The sequence below is a fragment of the Pseudomonas sp. GW821-FHT09H03 genome (genome assembly GCF_059415945.1).
This window is the reverse complement of record NZ_JBWKOF010000012.1, coordinates 18692-41354: the sequence shown is the minus strand read 5'-3', so window position 1 is coordinate 41354 and position 22663 is coordinate 18692. Positions and strand designations below refer to the sequence as shown.

Below are 22663 nucleotides of genomic sequence, written 5' to 3'. Positions count from 1 at the left end.
GAGGATGGATCCGGGGTTTGCCGGGCGTCATCCCGGGTTCCCTGCTATTAATCAATGAGCATTAATCGTTTCGGGAGCGCGTCATGAGTCCATCCATTCGCATCGGCATTGTCGACGACCATCCGTTGTTACGTGAGGGCGTTGCCAATACGTTGAAAAAACGGGCGGATCTTCAGGTCGTGGAGCAGGGCGCCAATGCGCACGATGCCAGAGATATTGCCCAGCGGGTGCGTCCGGACGTGATGCTGATGGACGTCAATATGCCGGGGGATGTTTTCGCCGCAGTGCGGTTCATTTCCACCGAGCTTTCGGATGTGAAGGTGTTGATGCTGACGGTTTCAGAATCCGAAGATGACGCCTTTCTGGCACTGGAGGCCGGCGCGCGGGGGTATGTGTTGAAAGGTGTCAGCGGTCCGGAACTGGTCCAGGCGATCCGGTCGGTGGCCAAGGGTGAGTCTTATATCACTCCCGAGTTCGCCAACAAACTGCTGAATAACATCAAGAAGCACGAAGCGGAAAATCAAAAGTTTGATCTGACCCCTCGCGAGGAGGAAGTCATTGTTGAAGTTTCAAAAGGGCTGACCAACAGGGAAGTGGCGTCAAAGCTGTCGATCAGCGAAAAAACCGTCAAGCACCACATGGGCTGTGTGATGCAGAAGCTCAACGCCCGCAATCGTGTGGAGGCGGTCACGGCCCTGCGCCATTACCGGGAGCGCGAAACGCTCGGGCGACTTCATATAGGCACAGGGAAAACACCCATGGATGCCCAGGACGGCTCCTGACTAAAGATTGAACTGGGCATTGACCGACGTACCCGAAGCGCAGGAGTCGATGCTGAACAACCCGCCCAGAGATTCAACGCGATAACGCAAACCGGCGAGCCCCAAGCGGGTTCTGCCGGATGAATCGAGCAGCATGGCATCCGCCGCCATGCCAGGGCCACTGTCCCTGACGCTGATCTTCAATACCTTATCAATGCACTTCGCCTGGATGACCTGACCCTCGCCGTTGGCATGACGGTAAGCGTTGTTCAGGGCTTCCTGCACAAAACGGTACAAACAGAGTTTGAGCGGCAGTGACGCGGCCTTTGGCAGCTGCCCCAGGGTTAATGTGACCTTGGTGCCGGTGCGTTGCTCGTGCCGTTGCGCCACCAACTGCAACTCCTCCACCAGGCTCAGGTCGTTGATTTCCGGAAGTGCCAGGCCACGTGACAGCTCGCGCACCTCACGCAAGGCGTCGGTGGCAGCGCCACGAATGGTTTCCAGCGACTCCTGATCGACCGCGGAGCAGTTTTCCGCCAAATCGTCGAGCCGGATCAGAATCAACGTCAGCAACTGCGCCGGGCCATCGTGCAGGTCTGCCCCAATGCGTCGCAAGGTGAGTTCGTTGACCCGGGAAAACTCCTGGGTAGCCGTGGCCATCTTGCGCTGGAGTTCGGCATTGCTGAGGTGCAAACGGGTTTGCTCCAGCAGCCGTAGGTGCAGTGCCACCTGTTGGCGCTGGATGATCTTGTCACCGCGGCGCACGATGAAGAACAGCAGCGTCAGCATGGCCAGCGTCGCGGCGCCGACAACCGCCCATACCTGCTGTCGGACACGATTGATCTCGCGCTTGAGGCTATCGGCCTTTTCATAGAATTCGCCCACCGCAATGACTTTTCCGCTGCTTGAATCGCGCAGGGGCGCGTAGATCTCATAGAGCGGGATATCGAGCTTGCGTTCGAACTCGTTCTCATCCTGGCTCAATTCTTCAAGGTCGGTGACCACTTTGCCCTTGAGTGCCTCGGTGACGTGTTCCAACGGGAATTTACGGTGGGTGACGGCTTTGTTCGTGCTGTAGACCACCGTGCCATCCGCTCGCCAGACCTTGACCGAGACAATGTGCTGTTTAAGCGCACTGCTTTGCGTGAGGCGCTCCAGGGCCTGGACGCTTTGCGCCGAGAGCTTGTCGTCGCGGCTCATCTCTTGCACATAGGGCTCCAGAAACGTGGTCATGTACTGAGCGCCTGCTTCTGCTGCAGCATTTACCGCGGCACGTTCTATTCGTTCGCTCACCAGGTTACCAACGAAGAACATGGTCAGTCCCAGGATCACCGCTGCGGCAATGACAAACTGGGTCGAGTGACTCAGGTTGCGCGCCTGGGCCCCGATCCGTGTGCGCCAGCCGCCATCGCGGACCTCTTCAGAATTCGGGGCAGGCTCAACCAGCGCTGCAGTCTCCTGCGCGATAGCTGTCTGGTTTTTTGCTTCGACCTTTGCAGCGTTTGCCATCGACCTGCTACCCCGATCATTGTCGCCACTAACGGCATCGACTCTTAGCTGCAAAGTAGCTGGCTTTGCGATGGCGGTCGAGAATTGGAGGGGGGAAAGGGCATTCATCAACTATTGCGGGTGATGCGCCCTAGCGATGGTTGCGATAGCGCTCGGTCAAGGACTGCACCCGGGTGACGTAGGATTGCGTCTCGGCGTAGGGAGGCACCCCGTTGTATTCGACCACGGACGCTTCGCCGGCGTTGTAACCTGCCAACGCCAACACCTGGTTGCCGTTGAAGCGCTTGAGCAGCCAGGCCAGGTAGCGCACACCGCCACGAATGTTCTGTCGTGCGTCGAACGGATCGTCCACGGCGAAGCGCTCGGCGGTGGCGGGCATCAACTGCATCAGCCCTTGGGCGCCAGCTCTGGAAATGGCGTTGGGGCGAAACGCCGATTCGGCATGGATCACTGCGCGGACCAGTGCCCTGTCGACACCATAATGACCCGAAGCGGCTTCGATCTCCCGCCGATAGGACTGGGTGTCCAGGCGCAGTGAGGCGACCTTGAAATCCTTCGGCGCCATGCACAGATAGCAGCCCTTGATGTAATACAACTCAAGGACATCGACCCGTGCGGAGATCCCGACAGGGCGCCGGCTCACATATTGACGAACACCCCGGTGGATGAAGGTGTACACCCGAACCCGCATCGCACCAGAGTTGTCGTTCCCCGCACGCCGTGGCAGGGCTCTTGCCTTGGCGTCGGCACCGGCGACTGCCGTGCCATTCTGGCGAGTGCAACGGGCGCTGGCGATGGCTTCGCGGGTGTAGCTGACGGCTCCGTCCCTGGTTTGGCACTTGTACATGGCGCTGGCGCACAGTGGAGCGACCAGCAAGGTCAGCCCGATGCAGCCAAGAAGACTCTTGCGAGTCCATCGCCATGTTCTGCAACTCATCACATCGCTCCGCGCCGCAGGCGCCGATCAGATCTGGGGCGCCAGGTCCGGGCGCCGCCTCTGGCGGGCCTGTTCTGGGTCGCCCGCCTTTTGTTCTGATAGTTATACCCCTTGTGACCGGCCTTGGAGCTTGCGTTGACGTACGGGCTGCCGGCGAGACCGGCGAGACCCGGCCGCACGGTGCCTTGGCTGGCCGGTCCGGCTCATTGGCCTGGCTGCTATTCACTGCGCAAAGCCGACACCGGCTCCAGCGCCGAGGCCCGGGCCGCCGGCAGCCAGGCGAACAGTAGCGCCGTGCCGAGTGCCAGCAGCACCGCGAGTATCTCGTCGAAGGCGCTGAGCAGGCTGTCCTGGCTGATCAGGGTGACGTCTTCCTCACCCTCGTGGCGCTCCTTGAGCGTGGCCAGTATCAGCCGCTTGCTACGCTCGAGAAGGCTTGGACCTCGCACCTCGACAAATACCCGCAACAAGCCCTCGCGATTGAACAAGGCCTGGGCACTCGCCACCGGGATGATCAACATCGCGGCGAAATCCATCCCCAGGGATTCGCCCCGATCACTCGATGATGAAGCACAGGTGTATCAGCAATTTCTTGATCGCCAACCCATGGGTAGAATCGGCAGCGCCGACGAGATCACCCGGTTTGCCTTGTACCTGGGCAGTGATGAGTCGGCCTACACTATCGGGGGCGTGCATGTCATCGTTGGCGGCATGAGCATCTGAAGCCTGGTTTGCACTTTCAGTTTGAGCAGGAGAAACACATGAAGCTGTTGCGTTATGGCGAAAAAGGTTCGGAGAAACCCGGCCTCCTGGATGCTGATAATCAGATCCGCGACCTTTCGGGCCACGTGGCGGATATCGCCGGTCAAGTCCTGAGCCCGCAAAGCCTGGCAGCGCTGGGCGCCATCGATCCGGCCAGCCTGCCGCTCGTTGCCGGCCAGCCGCGTATCGGTGCTTGCGTAGGGCAGGTGGGCAAATTTATCTGCATCGGTCTGAACTACGCCGACCATGCGGCCGAGTCGAACATGGAAGTACCGAAAGAGCCGATCATCTTCAACAAATGGACCAGTGCCATCTGCGGGCCGAATGACAACATCGAGATCCCGCGTGGCTCGCACAAAACCGACTGGGAAGTGGAACTTGGTGTGGTCATCGGCAAAGGTGGGCGTTACATCGATGAAGCGAACGCCATGGAACACGTCGCCGGCTATTGCGTCATCAACGATGTGTCGGAGCGCGAATGGCAACTGGAGCGCGGTGGCACCTGGGACAAGGGCAAAGGTTTCGACACTTTCGGCCCGCTCGGCCCGTGGTTGGTCACTCGCGATGAAATCAACGATCCTCACGCGCTGGATCTTTGGCTGGATGTCGATGGTCACCGCTACCAGACAGGCAATACAAGGACACTGATCTTCAATGTGCCGCAGTTGATTGCCTATCTGAGTCGTTGCATGAGCCTGCAACCAGGCGACGTGATTTCCACCGGCACGCCGCCTGGCGTGGGTCTGGGAATCAAACCTGCCCCGGTCTTCCTGCGTCCTGGCCAGACCATTCGGCTAGGCATTACGGGGTTGGGTGAACAGCATCAAGTCACCGTGCAAGCGGACTGACGGGGCACGGCTCATGCGCAAAGAACCGGCCCTGTATCAATGGCCGGATGTGAAGTGAGCCGAATCCGTCCTGATCACGCGCTGAGTCCGGGCGATACAACTGTTGCCAACGCCCAACGCTGGTCATGGAAGGTCACCGACCAGCGTTCCAGCACCGCCTTGTTTCCCGCTGAGACCGGTGTACCGGCGAGCCCCTGCCTTTTGCCTGTAGTCCTCAAAACAGCTTGGTGATTTCATTCAAGATCCGATCCTGGGTTTCAGTGGTTGGTCTTTGGCGATAAGCGACGGCCAAAAAAGCAACGCCTTCATAGTCGCAGCGAATCGAAACAGTCATACCCTGACGAAACCCGAAGACGGATCGGTTGCCGGTCTCAACAAAATATCTCGCTTTTGTAAGCGCCACTCTGGCGTGCTCCAGACAGCCAGTTTGGCTAAGGGAGTGCTGTAGCCAACTGGTAGTGAGTCGCACAGACGAAGTCTCGCTGTCATCGATGGGGGGGCGAGTAATTGCTTTATTCGGTGCACTAGCGTTCTCGTCGCTGGCGCAAGCGACCAGCCCCATTGAGATAACACCCAGCAAGAAACCAAAACGAACGCTCGAATGCTTAAGTGGATTTCCCATGGTGAGGCGTACCTGTGACGGACTGCAATGAATGAAGTGTTTGGCCGCACTTGCCGCGCCATTTCAGTGCTGCCCTCAGGTCGAACCCGAAGACGCGCAGTTGCTGGTCGCAGCGACAGGCCTTGGCGATGCGCACCACCCACGCGATGGAAGGCTAGCGCATTGGGCCGCCGCAGAGTTGCCGCTCGTCGGCGATAGCTTCTGGCCGGTTGTTGCCTTTCGCGGCAGGCAGCAATCGGCCAATTCTGTTGAAAAAGTCGGTTCTTCCAGACTGCCCGCATACTAGCCGCTGAAAGCGCCTTTTTTACGCACCGCTATGCGAAATCTGACCCAGGAGCCCTCTGATCAAAGTAAAGATTTCAATCTCAAGCGCGTACTTTTCTGTCGTGGAAACCATGGCCGACTGTTTTCAACAGAATTGGCCAAAAGCGGACGTTGGAGCGAGTCCGCTGCCAGTGGATTTGGACATTCATAGGGGCTACGCTTCGGCCTGGGCAGAGCCATAGCGAGACAGAACCAGAGAAATTTTGTGGATCGATCCAGTGTCTCAAGATTAATCGCGCGAAGGAGTTGAAACTGAGTACGGCATCGCGATCAATAGGATTGATCCGGCTATCACGTAGATTTTTGACAGTCACCGGCCATCCGGCAGGGCTGTAGTGAAATTGAACGCGCGCTTGATAACAAACGCATCCGGGCTATGGAAGTCGTAATGCCGAAAGATAAAAATAAAACGGTTATCGATTCGCAACCGACGACGATTAACAGCTATCTGTTTCCCGTCACTATCGGCGTTCTGCTCATGGCCATTGTGGGCATCGGGTGGTTCCTGGTCAGCAGCAAACCTGCTCCAGTGACTTATGCGCCGGTTGGCACACCGGTCGTCCAGCCGGCCACTCCACAACCTGGTGCCGTAGTGCAGGAAAAGGCGCTGGCAAAAATGGTTGATGAGCAGCAATGTCAGGGTTGCCACAGCGCCCAAGTCAAGGACTGGCAAGGCTCCCATCACGAACTGGCGATGCAGGTAGCCAACGCTGAAACCATGCTGGGCGACTTCAACAACGTCACCTTCCATGCGGAAAAAGAAACCACCCATTTCTCCCGCAAAGGTGACGAATTCTGGGTCAACACCCCCGGCATCGATGGCAAGAACGCGGACTTCCAGGTCGCTTACACCTTTGGAATTTCGCCGCTACAGCAATACCTGGTGGCGGTTGGTGACGGTCGCTTGCAAGCTCTGGGCGTGGCTTGGGATACCGAAAAAAACCGCTGGTTTCACCTCTATCCAGGCCAGGGCGTGAGCTTCAAGAACCCGATGCACTGGAGCAAACCGAGCCAAAACGCCAATTTCATGTGCGTCGAGTGCCACACCACGGGTTACAAGCGCAATTTCGATACGGCAAAAAATACCTTTGACAGTCATTGGAACAGCCTCGGTGTCGGCTGCCAGGCGTGTCATGGCCCGGCCTCCAATCACCTGGAATGGACGACGAAAAAAGGTGACTTGATCCACGCCGGGTTTCCCGTCGGCCTCAAGGACAAGAATTCAACCGTAGAAATCGAAACCTGCGCACGCTGCCACTCCCGACGTGCGCCGCTGGGCGATGGTTTCACCGTCGGCAATCGCCTGATGGATGACTACCTACCGAGTTCCCTGACCCGCGAACTGTATGCACTGGACGGCAAGATCAAGGATGAAGTATTCGAACATGGCTCCTTCGCCCAGAGCAAAATGTCCGACAAGGGTGTGCGTTGCAGCAATTGCCACAATCCCCATAGCAACGAACTCAAAGCACCGGGTAACGGCGTATGCCTGCAATGCCACAACACTGCCGGCAAGACCTCGGTGGATGGTGTCGATGGCAAGGGCCTGCAAGCGAAGAATTATGACTCCATCGAACACACCCGCCACCCCATGGGCCAACCCGGCTCGCAGTGCGTGGATTGCCACATGCCTGGCAAGTTCTACATGGGCAACGACTTCCGGCATGACCATAGCTTCAGCATTCCCAACCCCGAGCGGGCGAAAAAACTCGGCACGCCGGATGCCTGTTTGAGTTGTCATCAAGGCAAGGTCGGCGACAAAGTCATCGAACAGTTCAAGCTCTGGAACGCGGCCACAGTTGCACATACGCCGCGCTACGACGAAAGCCTGTGGCGGATCCGCAACGGTGAACCCGGTGCGGCACAAGCGTTGTATGAGCAATTGCATCGCAGCGACCTGCCAGCGATCCAGCGGGCGACGTTGCTGGTCGAGTTGCCGCTATACCCCAGCGAGCAGGCGTTGAACCTGGCGACCCAGCACCTGAGCAACCCGGCACCGCAAGTGCGAGAAAGTGCCGTGCGGGCGATCAGCGCGTTACTCCCGCCACCGGAGCGGGCGCCGCTGCTGACGCCATTGCTGGGTGATCCTGTGAAGGCCGTACGCATCGCCGCAGCGCGAGATTTGTTGAGCGTGGCTCGCACTGGTTTAGGCAGTGCACAAAGCAACTGGAATGCCGCCATTGCCGAATACGAAGCAGTACAGAAGAGCCTGGCCGAACGCGCCGAAGCCAACCTCAACCTGGCAATGCTCTACCAGGCCAGCGGTCGCAGCGGCGAAGTCGAAGCGCTGCTGCGCACGGCCCTTAAGCGTGACCCGGATTTCTACCCGGCACTGGTGACGCTGGTGCAATGGCTGGAAGCGGGCGGACGCAGCCAAGAAGCTCAGGCGCTGCTCGCGCAAAGCCTGAAAGAACACCCGGAGGCCGCCCTGCTGCAACATACCCAGGGTTTGTCGCTGGTGCGTGCGGGTAAAACGGATCAAGCGATGCCGGCTCTGCGCAAAGCCGCGCAACTGGAACCCGATAACGCCCAATACGGTTACGTCCTGGCCGTGGCACTGCATGACAGCGGCAACGTTGAGGCGGCATGTGAGGAGTTGGAAAGGCTGTTGAAGGTGCAGCCCGCCAACCGCAATGCGCGGCAGGCGTTGATCCATTACTACCTCAAAGGCGGGCAGGAACCGAAGGCGCAGATGCTCGTGCAGGGCTGGAAGAAAATGAACATGGATGATCCATCGTTGAAATGATCCGTCGCGTCTGGAGCAGCTGCCGAGCAGGGAAAACATGCATTTGGTGAATCGATGCGCGCCCGTATGTTGTTTTATTCAACCACTGAATTACATGACCCAATACTGGAGCATCGCTTACTCCTTCGCAGGTGTTGAATGGGCGCGTCCAGGCAGCGGGCGCGCCAAGGTTGTTGACCCTTTAGCGGGATTAAGGGCGCGGTCCGGTTACTGCTTTGTACCCGGCAGTAGTTCAAAGTCCGGGGTAAACGGCGTCATGGCTGCCATCAGCAGTTCGAACGGTTTGTGATTGCCCTTGAAGCTAGCCTTGCCGTCCTTGACGAGCTGATTGAAGCTGGTTTTTCTTGCCATCACGCCTTCAAGCGCAGAGCGATCGAGGGTGATGGTCAGGTCGGCATTTTTGGCCTGCTGTCCCTTGATGCTGGTCAGGGTCGAGTTACTCAACTCGACCACGAACTGTTCGCCATTGTCCGGCGTATTGAGATTCAGGATGAAGTGTTCACCCGCAACTTTGCTGCCATCCAGGCTGATGCCGAGATACTCCAGCCACAACTCTGTGCTCATGGCGCGGATCATGTCAGGTCCACCGGTTTTTGGCGGTACGCCTTTGGGCGCGCCGTGGCGCAGTTCGTACGCCGCGGCAAGGAAACTGTTGCGCACGCCGGCACTTTCCTTCTGATAGCCGACCTGCTCATAGACGTCCGCCAGCAGATCCTTGGCCTGGCTGTTTTGCGGCTCGGCATACACCAGTTTATTGAGGATCTCGTAGGCTTCGCGGTATTTGCCCTGGTCGAACAGGGATTTGCCCTTGGCCATGATCTTGTCCGCGCCGCCCATCATTTCGACATACAGCGGTGCCGAATCTTTCGGTGAAAGCGGCATCAGCGTCGCCGGGTTGGCATCCCAATAGCCCAGGTAGCGGTTGATCACGGCACGGCTATTGTGCTCTTCCGAGCCGTGGTAGCTGTGAGTCGCCCAATTGTTTTTCAGGCTTTCGGGCAGCTTGTAGACGTTTTGAATCTCGTTGATGGTGACGCCCTGGTTAGCCGCATGCAGCACGGCATTGTTCAGGTTGGCGTAGGCATCGCGTTGCGCGCGCATTACTTCTTGAATCCGCTCATTGCCCCAACGTGGCCAACTGTGGGACGCGAGCATGACATCGGCCTGTTGTCCGTAACGATACAGGGCGTTGTTGATGTTCTTCGACCAGACCAGCGGATCACGGACCAGGGCACCGCGCAGCGTGTAGATGTTATGGATCGTGCCGGTTATGTTCTCGGCGGCCCAGAACGCCTTGAACTGTGGAAACCAGGTGTTCATTTCCGATGGCGCTTCGGTGCCCGGAGTGTTCTGGAACTCCATCACCACCCCGTCAACGGTCAGGGTTTCGAAATCTTTCTCGATATAGCGATTGGGCTCAATCAGCCCCATGGCGCCCATCGAGGCATTTTTCCCTATGGCCATGTCGACATGGCCGTATGGGCTGTGCGGCAACATCACACCGTACTGCAAGAAGGCGCGCCGGGTCATGGCAGTACCGGCGTAGACGTTTTCAGCCACGGCATGCTCCATGAAACCTGTCGGTGCTATCAACGGGACCTTGCCGCTGCGCACATCTGCTTCATCGACCACTGCGCGGATACCACCGAAATGGTCGGCATGAGAGTGAGAGATTACTACCGCCACGACCGGGCGCTTGCCAAGTTTTTCATTAATGAAGTCCAGGGCGGCCTTGGCGGTTTCCTTCGACATCAAGGTATCGAACACAATCCAGCCGGTATCGCCCTTGATGAAGGTGATGTTGGCCAGGTCAAAACCGCGCACTTGGTAAATCCTCTCCGGAACGACCTCATACAGACCGAAGGCCGTGTTGAGTACTGCCTGGCGTTGCAGGGACGGATTGATACTGTCGTAGTCCTTACCTTCCAGCAGGAAGTTATAGCTCCCCATGTTCCAGGCGACGTTCCCGGCCTCGGCCATGATCTTGTTATAGGACGGTGCAGCAATGAAGCCTTTTCTCGCTTCTTCAAAGTCGCGTTTGTCCGCAAACGGAAGAGCCTTGCGCACACCATTTTGCAGTTCGATCGTGTAAGGCGAAGGGGCTTTGCCTTTGCTGTCGAAATGCGCGTTTTGTGCGGAGGCGGGATCAGAACTCACGACGTTTGCATCGGCAGCAAAAATGGCCGGGCTGACGCTACCGCCAAGGGTAATCGCCAGTGCCAGATGAAGGGTCTTGTTGGACATGAAAGGGTTCCTGCGCCAGAAGGTTTGCCAATGAGCGTCAATGCCGTTGAGTGCCCATAGCGCTTGTTTATGTGCGTCGTCAGCTTGACCAGTACGGCCATGAATAGCATATTCATTTCATCACGAAAAATTCCGTTTTGATGCTTATCGATAACACAAAGGTTATGAGATGACGCCACGCCGCTTACGTCAGTTTTTGGCATTGATTGAACATGCGCACTTTGGTCGGGCAGCAAAAGCGTTGGGGGTTTCCCAACCGGCACTGAGCAAAAGCATCCAGTTACTGGAGAGTGAACTGGGGGTCACGCTGTTCGATAGACGCACCGAAGGCGTCGTGCCGACTGCGTTTGGTCAATTGCTTCGTGAAAAGAGCCAGCGCCTGTTGATGGCCGAGGAGGACCTGCGTCGAGACATCGCTTTGCTGGCGGGAGGCGATATTGGAGCACTGAGGGTAGCGTTGGGTCCCTACCCAAGCATCGCCAGCGGTTATGCCAGCCTCGCGCGATTGCATGCCCGGCATCCTCAAATCAAGGTCACTGCACATGTCGCCGGTTGGCGTGAAGTTGCTCATCAGGTCGCCACAGGGGCAGTGGATCTGGGGATTGCCGAAATCAGCACGTTGCAAGGCAGGGAAGAGTTCACCTGCGAGCTGTTGGGTGAGCATGAGGGGCGTCTGTTTTGCCGTCCCGGCCATCCGCTGCTGTCGCAAAATCGTTCACTGACATTGGCGCAAACACTCGATTACCCGTGGGTGGCCTCGCGCATTCCGCTGCGGCTAGCGACCCATTTGCTCCCGGCAACGTTGGGCTGTGCGGGCGCTTATGATGCGGTGACGGGTGATTTTGTACCGGCGATCGAAATAGACGTGCCGATGCAAATCGTTAAATTCCTCGAGAACAGTAATGCCCTGGCTCTAGGGAATTTATCGACTTTTGAGCAGGAAATCATGGCGGGAGAAATCGCACCGTTACCCATCCATGACCTCGCACTGCGAACCCGTTACGGCTTCATTTACCTTAAAGAGCGCTCGTTACCACCCGCGGTAGAGGTTTACATGAGGGAAGTGAGGGCCGTGGAAGAAGAAATCTGTCAGCGGGAAAGCCTTCTCGTCCAAATGAGAATGGAGTGAATCCAGCGGTACGCCTGGGCTTCGAAGATACGCAGGAACAGTGAATACAAGTCCTGTGGAATGGCGAAATGCTTAACGACAGCTATCGCCGCAATATCTAATGGCATCAGTGCCGTATTTTCGCCTGCCACAATTGCATGCGCTTTTGCGCGACCGTGGCATCGTACCGAAACCACCCACTTACTTGCAGGTGCTCCGGCAGTTTAGCGTTCGGGTTCAAAAGTCTGATCGATAAACCGGGGTCTTCATAAGTTTGGGGGCTATAAAAGTAGATGCTCATGAGCGCTACGCTATTAATGAGCTATACCCAATAGTTCCCCCACAGCACTTCTTCCATTATTGGAGGTTGGCAATGAAAACCAGCTCCCCCTTGGCTACGCTGTTCGTCACCGCGATCCTCTTTGGCTGCACAAGCTCATCAAACCATTCAATGAACCTTCCTCTGGCAGCGACTCACAAAAATCCGGGGCATGTTGCCAATACCACGTTGACCGGCGTAGGCAATCAAACTAACTTTGACTTCTACGTTACAGGTGTTCCAATCGGAACCATCATGCCTCCGCGCTTGTACACGTTCATCAATAAAGGCAGTTGTCAGCAACCAGGGCCAGCCGCCTACGCAATGAACGACAAGGTCGACACTCAATCCGCCACTGGTGCCAGCGGTTGGAGCTTTTACAGAAGCGCGCCGATAACAATGCCAGATCTGCTCTCGGGTAATTATTCGGTTGTCGTGCGAACCTCACCCGAAGATGGCAATGTCGATATTTTTTGCGGCGATATAGCGCAAGCAACCCGCTGACGCTGCTTAGTTCATTTGGAAATAGAGATAACACCATTTTCGGTGATTTCACTGCGGTTTATTGGATTAATAGTGGGTGTACATACAGCTTGTAACCCTGGCTTTACATGCTGCCCAAAAAACATTACGAGTGGCATGTTCAACAGAAAAAATCGCACTAGACTCCTTTTGCGCCTTAATCCGTGCGAGGGTCAGGCAATAAGAAAAAATGATTCTGAACGCACTAACTTGGCGAACTACTCGGTGGTTAATGCACTAAAGATCGATGTTGATGTGCACTCAGCACCCGGTCGCTAACACCATGAAACAACGAGGAATTCTGGTATGAAACAGCTTAGGGATCATTTCAGGCTATCTGTCGTATTTGCTGCACTTTTGTCACTGAGCGGACTGGCCCACGCGGCTCAAACGGAAAAGACCAACATCCTGTTTATTGTCTCCGATGATACCGGCTACGGCGACCTTGGCCCCTACGGAGGCGGGATCGGTCGAGGTATGCCTACGCCAAGCATCGATGAGCTGGCGGCAGAGGGGGTCACTTTTTATTCTTTTTATGCCCAGCCAAGCTGCACGCCCGGTCGAGCGGCCATGCAAACCGGACGTATCCCCAATCGTAGCGGCATGACGACCGTGGCCATGCAGGGCCAGGGCGGTGGTTTGCCAGCGGCGGAGTGGACGTTGGCCTCGGTGCTGAAAACCGGGGGCTACGACACCTATTTCACCGGTAAGTGGCACTTGGGCGAAGCAGATTACGCCTTGCCCAATGCGCAAGGCTACGACGTGATGAAATATGTCGGCCTGTACCATCTCAATGCCTACACCTATGCCGATCCGCAATGGTTCCCCGACATGGACCCTGAAACCCGCGCGATGTTTACCAGAGTGACCAAGGGCGCGTTGTCCGGCAAGGCAGGTGAAAAACCGATTGAAGAATTCAAGGTCAATGGCCAGTACGTGGACACACCTGTCGTGGATGGCAAACCCGGTGTGGTCGGTATCCCCTTTTTCGACAACTATGTCGAAAAAGCCGCACTTGAGTTTCTCGACACAGCGTCCAAATCGGACAAGCCGTTTTTCATCAACGTCAACTTCATGAAGGTGCACCAGCCGAACATGCCGGCACCGGAGTTTGTTCATAAGTCCATGTCTAAATCCAAGTACGCCGACTCCGTGGTCGAACTGGATACCCGCATCGGTCGCATCATGGACAAACTCAAGGCGCTGGGGATGGATAAAAACACCCTGGTGGTCTACACCACGGACAACGGCGCCTGGCAGGACGTTTATCCGGATGCCGGCTACACGCCATTCCGCGGGACCAAGGGCACCGTGCGTGAAGGCGGTAACCGGGTACCGGCAATTGCCGTCTGGCCATCGAAAATCAAACCCGACACAAAAAACCACGAGATTCTTGGTGGCCTGGATTTGATGGCGACATTCGCTTCCGTTGCTGGCGTGAAGTTGCCTGAGAAAGATCGCGAGGGTCAGCCAATCATCTTCGACAGTTATGACATGACACCTGTGCTCACCGGCACTGCCCCTTCCCCACGAAAAGAGTGGTTCTACTTTACCGAGAACGAACTGACCCCGGGTGCGGCCCGTGTTGGAAACTATAAAGCCGTGTTCAACTTGCGCGGTGACGATGGCGCACATACCGGTGGTCTGGCGGTGGACACTAACTTAGGGTGGAAGGGCGCAGATAAGTATGTAGCGACCGTGCCACAAGTCTTTGACTTGTGGCAAGACCCGCAAGAGCGCTATGACCTCTTCATGACCACCTTTACGGAACGGACCTGGACGATGGTGCCGATCACAGCAGCGATCATGAAGCTGATGAAAACCTACGTCGAATACCCACCGCGAAAACTGCAAAGTATGGGTTATGACGGACCTGTCACGCTGTCGCAGTATCAGAAATTTCAATCCGTGCGTGAGTCTCTGAAGCAAGAGGGCGTCAACTTGCCGATGCCTGTTGGCAACTGATTCATCAGCCGAAAAGTGGCGATCTCATCAGAGGGCGCCACTTCGCAGCATGAAGTCGGCGTGTATCCAACACGCGTGAAAAATAACGCAGTGGATATTTAAGGGGTCAACTTTTCGCCCGATTTTAGGGGAGTAATCCATGAACGACATTTCATTGGTTCGTCCGGCAATGCGCTGGCTCTGGCTTGTCTTGTTGTGGCCGCTGCTGCTGCAAGCGGCCGAACCCTTACCCTCTTGGCGTGAGGGACCTTCCAAACACGCCATTGTTGAGTTCGTCCAGGCGGTGACAGTTGATGGTTCCAAGGATTTTGTGCCACCGGCTGAACGCATTGCAGTGTTCGATAACGACGGTACGCTGTGGAGCGAACAGCCCATGTATTTTCAGGTGCTATTCGCCCTTGAAGAGGTCAAACGCCTGGCACCCCAGCATCCTGAATGGCAACAACAGCAGCCGTTCAAGGCAGTTCTGGAAAACGACCAGAAAACGTTGGCTGGCAGTGGTATGGAGGGACTGATGAAGATCATCGATGCCACCCATACCGAGATCAGTACTCAAGCCTTTTTGGCCAATGTCCGAGCATGGCTCGCCAAGGCCGTGCACCCCAAAACCCATAAGCCCTACACCGAAATGGTCTATCAGCCAATGTTGGAATTGCTCGCCTATTTACGAGCTAACGGCTTCAAAACCTACATCGTATCCGGAGGCGAAGTGGCGTTCATGCGCGCCTGGGCAGAGGAAGTGTATGGCGTTCCACCGGAGCAAGTGATCGGGACTACCTTCACCGCTGAGTATCAATATAACGCAGGCAAGCCGGTGATCATGCGCATGCCCAAGCTCGCTCATAACGACGATGGGCCGGGTAAACCCGTCAGTATTGACGCCGTTATAGGCCGCCGCCCGATCTTCGCTTTTGGCAACTCCGATGGCGATCAGCAGATGTTGCAATGGACCGCCGCGGGCGACGGCAAACGCTTCATGGGACTTGTGCATCACACCGATGCACAGCGTGAATGGGCGTACGACCGTGATTCAAAGATCGGCAAGCTGGACAAAGCCTTGGACGAAGCCCAGGCGCAGAACTGGACAGTGGTTGATATGGCGAAAGAGTGGGTAAAAATCTACCCTTTTGATACCGTAGCTCCGTGAAACCTATCGCCTCTAACGCCTCAATGCAGCTTGGGTTGTGACGATTGTAATTGGAGTTATTTGGGAAACAACAGCGTAAGTGCCTCCCGAAACCCCCAGCCCTCAGCATCATCTTTCGGGCTGTCAACCCAGTAGCGAGGACCTGCTTGCAGGCTCATGGGCCGATGACCCACCTTGAACAACTGGGTGACGGATAGATTGATCGGCACTGACCATTCGCGGGCTTGCCAGTCGTAGGTGGATTTTGTGTTGATGCCGTAGGTGGTGTAGGTATGGGTGGTGTAACGAAAGAACGGTTGCAGAAAGGTTTGGTTGATTTTGTCTTTGTCATCGGGCGGGCTGTTTTCCAGCGACCTGATGTGGTTAGCCAGAATGCCGCGGGTCCAGCCATTACTTTGTTTGAGGGCAACCACAGTGGGAAACGCCCCCCATTGTTCACCGCTCAACAGGTCATCGCTAGTGAAGTTACATACCTTGTGGCGAGGGGGCTCGCCCCCGTTGGTCCGCGAAGCGGCCCCAAAACATGCCACCGAGGCGTATCAGATACACTGCCCGGTAGAACCAGCTCCGTACTTTGAGTCGAGCTAATGGCCGGCCGTGGCGGGATCGCCCTCGTGACGTTTGGCCATTAACCCTTATAGAGCAACGCCTCTACCACCACCCCAAATGCTGACGAATGCTCACGCCGGTTCGGATAGTAAAGATGGTAGCCCGCAAAGGGCTGGCACCAATCCTCCAGTACCCGCACAAGGCTGCCGTCGGCCAACTCCTTCGCGACCATATCTTGCGGCAGAAACCCCAAACCACACCCCGCCACGGCCGCACGCAAAATCGGCACACTGCTGTTGAACGTCCATTGCCCGTCAACGCGTGCCTTGAGTTCGTGACCGTCCTTTTCAAAGTCCCATTGCATCAAGCTGCCATGGGTAGGCAGCCGCAGATTTATGCAGTTGTGCGCAGCCAGATCCCCCGGCGCCTTTGGAAACGGGCGCTGGGCGAAGTACTCAGGCGAACCCACGACCGCGATGCGCAACGGCGGCCCGATCGGTACGGCGATCATGTCCTTGGCGACCTGGTCGCCCAGCCGCACACCCGCGTCATAGCGCTGCGCGACGATGTCGGAGAGGGCGTAATCGACGGTGATTTCGACCTTGATGTCCGGGTAGTCGGGCAGCACTTTCAACAGCTTCGGCCAGAGAATATTGTTCGCCGCATGTTCGGACGCCGAGATTCGCACATTACCAGCCGGGGTGTCGCGAAATTCGCTGACCGCTGCCAGTTCAAGTTCGATCTCATCGAAGCGCGGCGCCATGGATTGATACAAACGCTGACCCGCCTCGGTCGGGGACACGCTGCGTGTGGTGCGAGTGAGCAGGCGCACGCCAAGTCGGGTTTCCAGCGCACGCATGGTGTGGCTCAGCGCAGACTGCGAGACGCCCAACTGTGCAGCGGCGCGGGTGAAGCTGCCTTCGCGGGTAATCACCACGAAGGCTTGCAGGTCGTTGAGATTGGCGCGGGACATTGATGAGAGCCTCGCATGAGGGGCGCGGGATTATTCCATGAAAGCAGGTTCCGGCTGGATGCGCGACCCCCCCGAAGCGCGCCGGGTTCCAAGCTCACCGTGCCGCCGCCGATGCGCGCCGGCAGGTCACCCTGGAGGGGAGTGAGCAATGTGTGAAAACCTCTTCGCAACAACGTCACTCACTTTGGAAATCTTAAAGCGTACTGAGCAAAACCGGACGTCATCCCCGCGCTTTAAAACACTGTAGAAATCGCAAGAGATCCAAATTGATCGTGCTGGTTTTGCCCCTCAAACTCACGGGTTCGCCACACGGTAGAAAATGCGGCCTGCCATTGACTCCAGATCATCGCTACCCCGACTTGCGCATCACCGACCCATTCGCGTCGATCAACAGAGGCGCTGTCTTTCCAGGTGTTGCCATCGAGCAACATGTTATGCGCCATATAGCGACCCTGAAGGTTGGCAAAGCCATACCAGGCGAAACTGCCACCCTCCTGGAAGTACAGGTTGCCACTGAAAGAGGGGGCCACATTCGGCAGGCTATAACTGCGCTCAAGCCCTTGTCCGATGCGTAGACCCATTCCACTTGCAGCGTAGGTGTAGAGATTGCCCGCCGTGAGACCGGCACTGGGGCCGTACTCAAGATCCAGTCCAGCGAGTTTGGTTTGCAGCCACCAGCGCTTTTCGAAGCCGACATTTACATAGGGCTCATTATGTAATTGATGGTCCCAGCCATTAGGCTCATCACTGCCCGTCAGATGGTGCACCCCTCGCTGAATTTTCTCTGCCCCCGTTGCCGGGCCAACGATACCAAGATCGATATCCAGTTCCCCGGTCTCTCGCCAGCCCTGCAGTTGAGTGTTCTTAAAGACTGAAACACCGAAATACATGAGACCCGCATAGGGGCGATCTTCCGGTTGCAGTTCTGATTGCTCAATGTCATCCGGCGTGTAGATCTGATGGCCGAAACGGTAGGCTGCGAGGTCGACACCTGCCGGACCCCAGCCTGGAATCAACGATCCAATGTTTTGAGTCCAATGATCGCTCTGCGGTTTAAAGGTTGAAGCCAGCTCAAGTCCATTGGAGTAATGACCGTCGTCACCACCGGAAAAAACATCATTTTCGAGTTTTAACGACAAGACATCCGACAGTGCAACAGACGGTGTTGCGAGTGCGATGACCACCAAAAGTTTTGGCATCCATAATTGCATTAGGGCATATCCTTTTTTTGTTTGGACTTGATAAATAAACCGCGAGTTTGGGCTGGTCCATGTATCAAATACTGAGCAGCCGATTTCAGTCTGTATAAAACTTCATTCCCAAATTTGGAACGTACGTACCTGAAATTTTACTCTTGGCCTCAGTGCAGGGAGCATGCCAACTTACTTGACTTACAGGGTGTAAGAGGGGGCGTGGCCTGCGTCGAATACGGACTATTGCGATGGTTGCAAATTGCCCGATTAGCGGATAATGCCTATTGCAAGTTGCACGGAGAAACGTGGCCGCATTCTCACACCACAGCTTTGGCGTCAGCCTTGATAGCTGATTTGCGATACGTCAGCAAAACGATACCGGTGACCACAATTACCCCGCCCAGAATCTGCCCCGCACTGAGCATTTGATCCAGCACAATCCAGCCCATCAGCAACGTCGCCAACGGCTCGATGTTCATTACCGGCGCATTGCGTGGCATGTCCAGCCTGGGCACGGAAATGAACAGCACGATAAAACCGGTGCCGTACAGCACCACCAGGGTTGCCAGGGCCAGCCATCCGGTGGAGGTTGCGGGCAGGTTCAGTCCGCCTGGCAGGGCGCCAGTCAGTCCCGCCAGATTGACGCTGCTGAAGACGATGAAAATGGTCAACAGACTGCGTACCGAACCACGTACCTGAGACAACTTGTGGTCGGTGATCCACAGCGCGCAGGCGAACACGGTGGCGGCGCAGAACGCGAGCGCGACTCCCAGCAGCCATTGCGGGCCGACGCTGTTCTGGGTCGAAAGACGCCCGGGGACATCCAGTACAAACACCAGCCCCACCAAAATCAACCCCATCAACGTAGCGGTGCGTGCGGTCGGTCGCGGGCCACCCAGCGCCCAGGTGAGCAGCGCCAGCAGGATGGGAAACACGTTGCCCACCAGCAGCGCCAGCGCCACCGGCACCCGTGCGACGGCGGAGTACAGACACAGGCTCTGCGCGGTAATCAGAAGGCCCAACAGCAATTGCCAGCGCCATGCACCCGCCGGCAGACGCAGACTTTGTCGTTGCCACAGCACCAGGCCTGCCAGCACCAGCAAGGTCCCGCCAGAACGCATCAAAATCGCCAGCAACACACCCGCGCCATCATCAAAAGCGACTCGCGCCGCCACATGGTTACCGGCGAACGCGCAGCCCATGCACAAAAGAATGATCACCGCGAGATGGCGAGGGAAGGGTGGCGATACGGGTTGCGCAAGTGTAGGGCGGGACATGGCAGATCTCGAAGGGTGACAGGCCAACTGGGGAATGGCGTGGGTGTTTTTATTGTGTCGTCGTACAACTTCGTCGATTTGTACCGTATTCGGGTAGGTCGGGCAAGAGAGGCAGGGAGGTGGATTGCCTTTAGTGAAAGGCTTTGGTCGGTTTTTTTGGTGCCTTGGCTAAAAGGTAGAGATCGTATGACTAATTTGTCTCGGCTAATCATGAGCCTTTCGCGAGCAGGCTCGGCCACGTCATCAATCACCCAAAAACGAAAAGCCATTGACGACACTCTTTAGTAACTGATACGTTTTTTAAAGATAAAACGTTTTTTAGGTATCACAAAATAATAATAGAGAATTTTATGAGAACCCTCATGCCGTCACGATTCGCCCTGCAGCTTTCCACCCTTTTTTTTCTTGGCGTCCCCCTTGTTCCTGCCCAGGCTGCCGACGTCACGATCAAGCGCGACGAGTACGGTACCGCTCACGTTTACGCCAGTGAGGTTTATGGTGTGTTCTATGGCTATGGCTATGCCATCGCTCAGGATCGCTTGTATCAACTGGAGATATCCCGACTCAGTACCCAGGGCCAGGTGGCGCAGGCATTGGGCAAGGACTACGTGAATTTTGATATCGGCATTCGTAAAAACTACTCGCCGGCGAGCATCAAGGAACAACTGGGCAAGTTGCCCCAGGCTGATAAGGACATTCTTGAAGGCTACGCTCAGGGCATCAATAAATGGCTGGACGAGATCGACCGCAATCCGGGCGCGTTAATGCCAAAGCAATTCATCGACAATGGCTTCACCCCGCAGCGCTGGACCTCGTTCGACGTGGCGATGGTGTTTATCGGCTCAATGATCAACCGCTTCGGTGACTACAACAGTGAGTTGCAGAACCAGCAGTTACTCGATGGAATGATCGCGCAAAGCGGGGACAAAAACGGTAAGGCGCTCTTCGAAAAACTCCTGTCCGTCGATAACCCGGATGCCCCTACCACGGTCCCCAAGGGCGAGTGGCAACCGTCCGTGCGCAATGGCGCTTACGTACCGGCCAAGACAAAGGCAGTCGCGCAGCAATCGCCCAAACCTCTGCCGTTGCTGGCGCTCAATGGCCCAACCCTGGCATGGGAATCACCGAAGGAGCGGGCCTTCAGTAACATCATCGTGCTCGGTGCGAAGAAGTCGAAGGACGCCAAGGCGATTCTCCTCAACGGTCCGCAGTTTGGTTTTTATCAGCCGGCCTATACCTACTCGATTGGCCTGCACGGTGCCGGTTATGACGCGGTCGGCAACAGCCCGTTCGGCTACCCGATGGTCGAGTTCGGTTACAACAAAGACATTACGTGGGGTAGTACCTGGGGGGCAGGGGACAACGTCGACATCTATCGCCTGGAACTGAACCCGAAAAACCCGGAAGAATACCTTTATCAAGGGCAATACCGGCCGTTTGAAAAACGCATCGAAACCGTCAACGTCAAGGGTGAAAAAACCCAACAGGTCACTGTCTATCGCAGCGTGCAGGGCGCCGTCGTCGAGTATCAACCCGAAGCCGGTGTTGCCTACGCCAAACGACGGGGCTGGGAAGGCGAAGAAGTCGCCACCTTGATGAGCTGGAACAAAGTCAGCAAGGCGAAAAACCACGAGCAATGGGTCGATCAGGTTCAACATTCCGCGATCAACGTCAATTGGTACTACGCCGACAACAAGGGCAACATTGGCTACGCCCTTGGCGGTCGGTATCCGGTGCGCGTGCAAGGTCACGACAACCGTTTGCCGGTATCGGGCAGCGGCGATTTCGAGTGGCAGGGCTTCATGCCGTTCGCCACTAATCCTCAGGTCTACAACCCAAAAACCGGCTACATCGCCAACTGGAACAATCGTCCTGCCGAAGGTTTTCCGAATCCGGATCAATGGTGGTACTCCTGGAACACCGCGGACCGTGTCCAGACGCTGTTCACGCGCCTGGACAGCCGTCCGGCCTTTACGCCCTCCCAGGCCTGGGACTTGATGATGGAGGCGGGGTTCGAAGACCCGAATGCACGGTTCTTCGTGCCGCGTCTGGTGAAGGCCACCGAACACAGTGACCAGGCAACAGTGCGCGATGCCGCTGCCATCCTCGCCGGATGGAATTATCAAGACCTCGATGCCGATGCTGACGGGCGCTACGATTCGGCGGCGACACCCATTTTCCGCACCTGGCTCAAACACATGCTGGCGCTGTCACTGGGCGACGTGCTGCCCAAGGACCAGGTCGGGAAATTCCTTTCAACCGGCCACTTCACACCGGGCGGTGGCACGCCGGGCAGTCAGAATATCGAGGTCGGGACCAAGGTCATGCATCAGGCGATGATCGCCACGGCGGCCGAGAAAGCGAAAGGTTTCGATCTGTTCAAGGGCAAGGATGTCGACGCACTGATGCTCAAGGCGTTGCAGCTGAGTATCGATGAGTTGAGCGCGGAACAAGGGCCGGATGCAAAATCCTGGCACACGGAGATTGCGCACACAATCTACGCACCGAAGAACTTCCTGGGCATTCCTCAGGCGGGTGAAAAGGAACAGATGAATAATCGTCTGGCAATGAATCGCGGCACCGAAAACAACCTTACGGTGTTTGCCATGGACGGTGTGCAAGGCTTTGAAGTGGTCGCACCCGGGCAGTCGGGTTTTATCGCTCCGGACGGTACTCGTTCCAAACACTTCGACGATCAATTGGCTCTCTATGGCGATTTGAAAAACAAACGCACATGGCTGACCGAGGAAGATATCAAGGCGCATACGGTCGAGGAAAAAAACCTGACTTATTGATTGGGGTTCGCCACCCGGCGGCACTGCTCCAGATTCAAGCTCTGGTAGCGGGGCCGCCTCCC

At 56.5% G+C, this 22663-nt stretch carries 15 protein-coding genes and 3 pseudogenes; 9 read left to right on the top strand and 9 right to left on the bottom strand.

Annotated elements, in window-relative coordinates:
- Positions 1-83: 83 nt before the first annotated feature.
- On the top strand, positions 84-782 hold the full coding sequence (locus AC07OG_RS17975; RefSeq protein ID WP_495067654.1) for a response regulator: 699 nt from the start codon (positions 84-86) through the stop codon (positions 780-782).
- On the opposite strand, the gene AC07OG_RS17970 is transcribed toward AC07OG_RS17975, so the two are convergent.
- The 3 genes and pseudogenes from AC07OG_RS17970 to AC07OG_RS17960 all read right to left on the bottom strand — a co-directional run.
- A complete protein-coding gene (locus AC07OG_RS17970; RefSeq protein ID WP_495067653.1) occupies positions 783-2270 on the bottom strand; it encodes a sensor histidine kinase in 1488 nt (495 codons plus the stop codon). It lies immediately after the preceding gene.
- Positions 2271-2400: 130 nt separating this feature from the next.
- Positions 2401-3207, bottom strand: coding sequence for a lytic transglycosylase domain-containing protein (locus AC07OG_RS17965; RefSeq protein WP_495067652.1), 807 nt, complete (start codon positions 3205-3207; stop codon positions 2401-2403).
- A gap of 218 nt (positions 3208-3425) precedes the next feature.
- Positions 3426-3767: pseudogene (locus AC07OG_RS17960) on the bottom strand (ABC transporter permease); the annotation flags it as partial.
- Positions 3768-3771: 4 nt separating this feature from the next.
- Here AC07OG_RS17960 and AC07OG_RS17955 point away from each other — a divergent pair.
- Positions 3772-3930, top strand: a pseudogene (locus AC07OG_RS17955) (SDR family oxidoreductase); the annotation flags it as partial.
- A 38-nt stretch (positions 3931-3968) separates the two neighbouring features.
- Positions 3969-4817, top strand: a complete 849-nt coding sequence (locus tag AC07OG_RS17950) for an ureidoglycolate lyase (RefSeq protein WP_495067651.1) — start codon at positions 3969-3971, stop codon at positions 4815-4817.
- Between the two features lie 214 nt (positions 4818-5031).
- Here the strand turns inward: AC07OG_RS17950 and AC07OG_RS17945 are convergent, their stop codons facing one another.
- On the bottom strand, positions 5032-5439 hold the full coding sequence (locus AC07OG_RS17945; protein WP_495067650.1) for a hypothetical protein: 408 nt from the start codon (positions 5437-5439) through the stop codon (positions 5032-5034).
- Between the two features lie 712 nt (positions 5440-6151).
- On the opposite strand from AC07OG_RS17945, the gene AC07OG_RS17940 reads away from it, so the two are divergent.
- Positions 6152-8509 carry a tetratricopeptide repeat protein gene (locus tag AC07OG_RS17940; RefSeq protein WP_495067649.1) on the top strand — a complete coding sequence of 786 codons (2358 nt, stop codon included), beginning with the start codon at positions 6152-6154 and terminating at the stop codon, positions 8507-8509.
- Positions 8510-8716: 207 nt separating this feature from the next.
- Here AC07OG_RS17940 and AC07OG_RS17935 read toward each other — a convergent pair whose 3' ends face one another.
- Positions 8717-10753: an alkyl/aryl-sulfatase gene (locus AC07OG_RS17935; RefSeq protein WP_495067648.1), complete on the bottom strand. Its 2037-nt coding sequence runs from the start codon at positions 10751-10753 to the stop codon at positions 8717-8719.
- A 169-nt stretch (positions 10754-10922) separates the two neighbouring features.
- On the opposite strand from AC07OG_RS17935, the gene AC07OG_RS17930 reads away from it, so the two are divergent.
- From AC07OG_RS17930 to AC07OG_RS17915, 4 genes are all read left to right on the top strand, one after another.
- Positions 10923-11882, top strand: coding sequence for a LysR family transcriptional regulator (locus AC07OG_RS17930; RefSeq protein WP_495067647.1), 960 nt, complete (start codon positions 10923-10925; stop codon positions 11880-11882).
- Between the two features lie 352 nt (positions 11883-12234).
- Positions 12235-12684 (top strand): hypothetical protein, encoded by a 450-nt coding sequence (locus AC07OG_RS17925; protein WP_495067646.1) that lies wholly within the window; start codon positions 12235-12237, stop codon positions 12682-12684.
- 324 nt (positions 12685-13008) lie between these two features.
- Positions 13009-14667 carry an arylsulfatase gene (locus AC07OG_RS17920; RefSeq protein ID WP_495067645.1) on the top strand — a complete coding sequence of 553 codons (1659 nt, stop codon included), beginning with the start codon at positions 13009-13011 and terminating at the stop codon, positions 14665-14667.
- A 139-nt stretch (positions 14668-14806) separates the two neighbouring features.
- Positions 14807-15814: an HAD family hydrolase gene (locus AC07OG_RS17915; protein WP_495067644.1), complete on the top strand. Its 1008-nt coding sequence runs from the start codon at positions 14807-14809 to the stop codon at positions 15812-15814.
- A 56-nt stretch (positions 15815-15870) separates the two neighbouring features.
- Here AC07OG_RS17915 and AC07OG_RS17910 read toward each other — a convergent pair.
- The 4 genes and pseudogenes from AC07OG_RS17910 to AC07OG_RS17895 form a co-directional block, all read right to left on the bottom strand.
- Positions 15871-16272 (bottom strand): annotated as a pseudogene (locus AC07OG_RS17910) (transporter); the annotation flags it as partial.
- Positions 16273-16442: 170 nt separating this feature from the next.
- Positions 16443-17336, bottom strand: coding sequence for a LysR family transcriptional regulator (locus AC07OG_RS17905; protein WP_495067643.1), 894 nt, complete (start codon positions 17334-17336; stop codon positions 16443-16445).
- A 233-nt stretch (positions 17337-17569) separates the two neighbouring features.
- A complete protein-coding gene (locus AC07OG_RS17900) occupies positions 17570-18547 on the bottom strand; it encodes a lipid A deacylase LpxR family protein (protein WP_495067642.1) in 978 nt (325 codons plus the stop codon).
- 299 nt (positions 18548-18846) lie between these two features.
- Positions 18847-19806: an EamA family transporter gene (locus tag AC07OG_RS17895; protein ID WP_495067641.1), complete on the bottom strand. Its 960-nt coding sequence runs from the start codon at positions 19804-19806 to the stop codon at positions 18847-18849.
- A 362-nt stretch (positions 19807-20168) separates the two neighbouring features.
- Here AC07OG_RS17895 and AC07OG_RS17890 point away from each other — a divergent pair, with 362 nt between their 5' ends.
- Positions 20169-22601, top strand: coding sequence for a penicillin acylase family protein (locus AC07OG_RS17890; protein ID WP_495067640.1), 2433 nt, complete (start codon positions 20169-20171; stop codon positions 22599-22601).
- Positions 22602-22663: the final 62 nt, after the last annotated feature.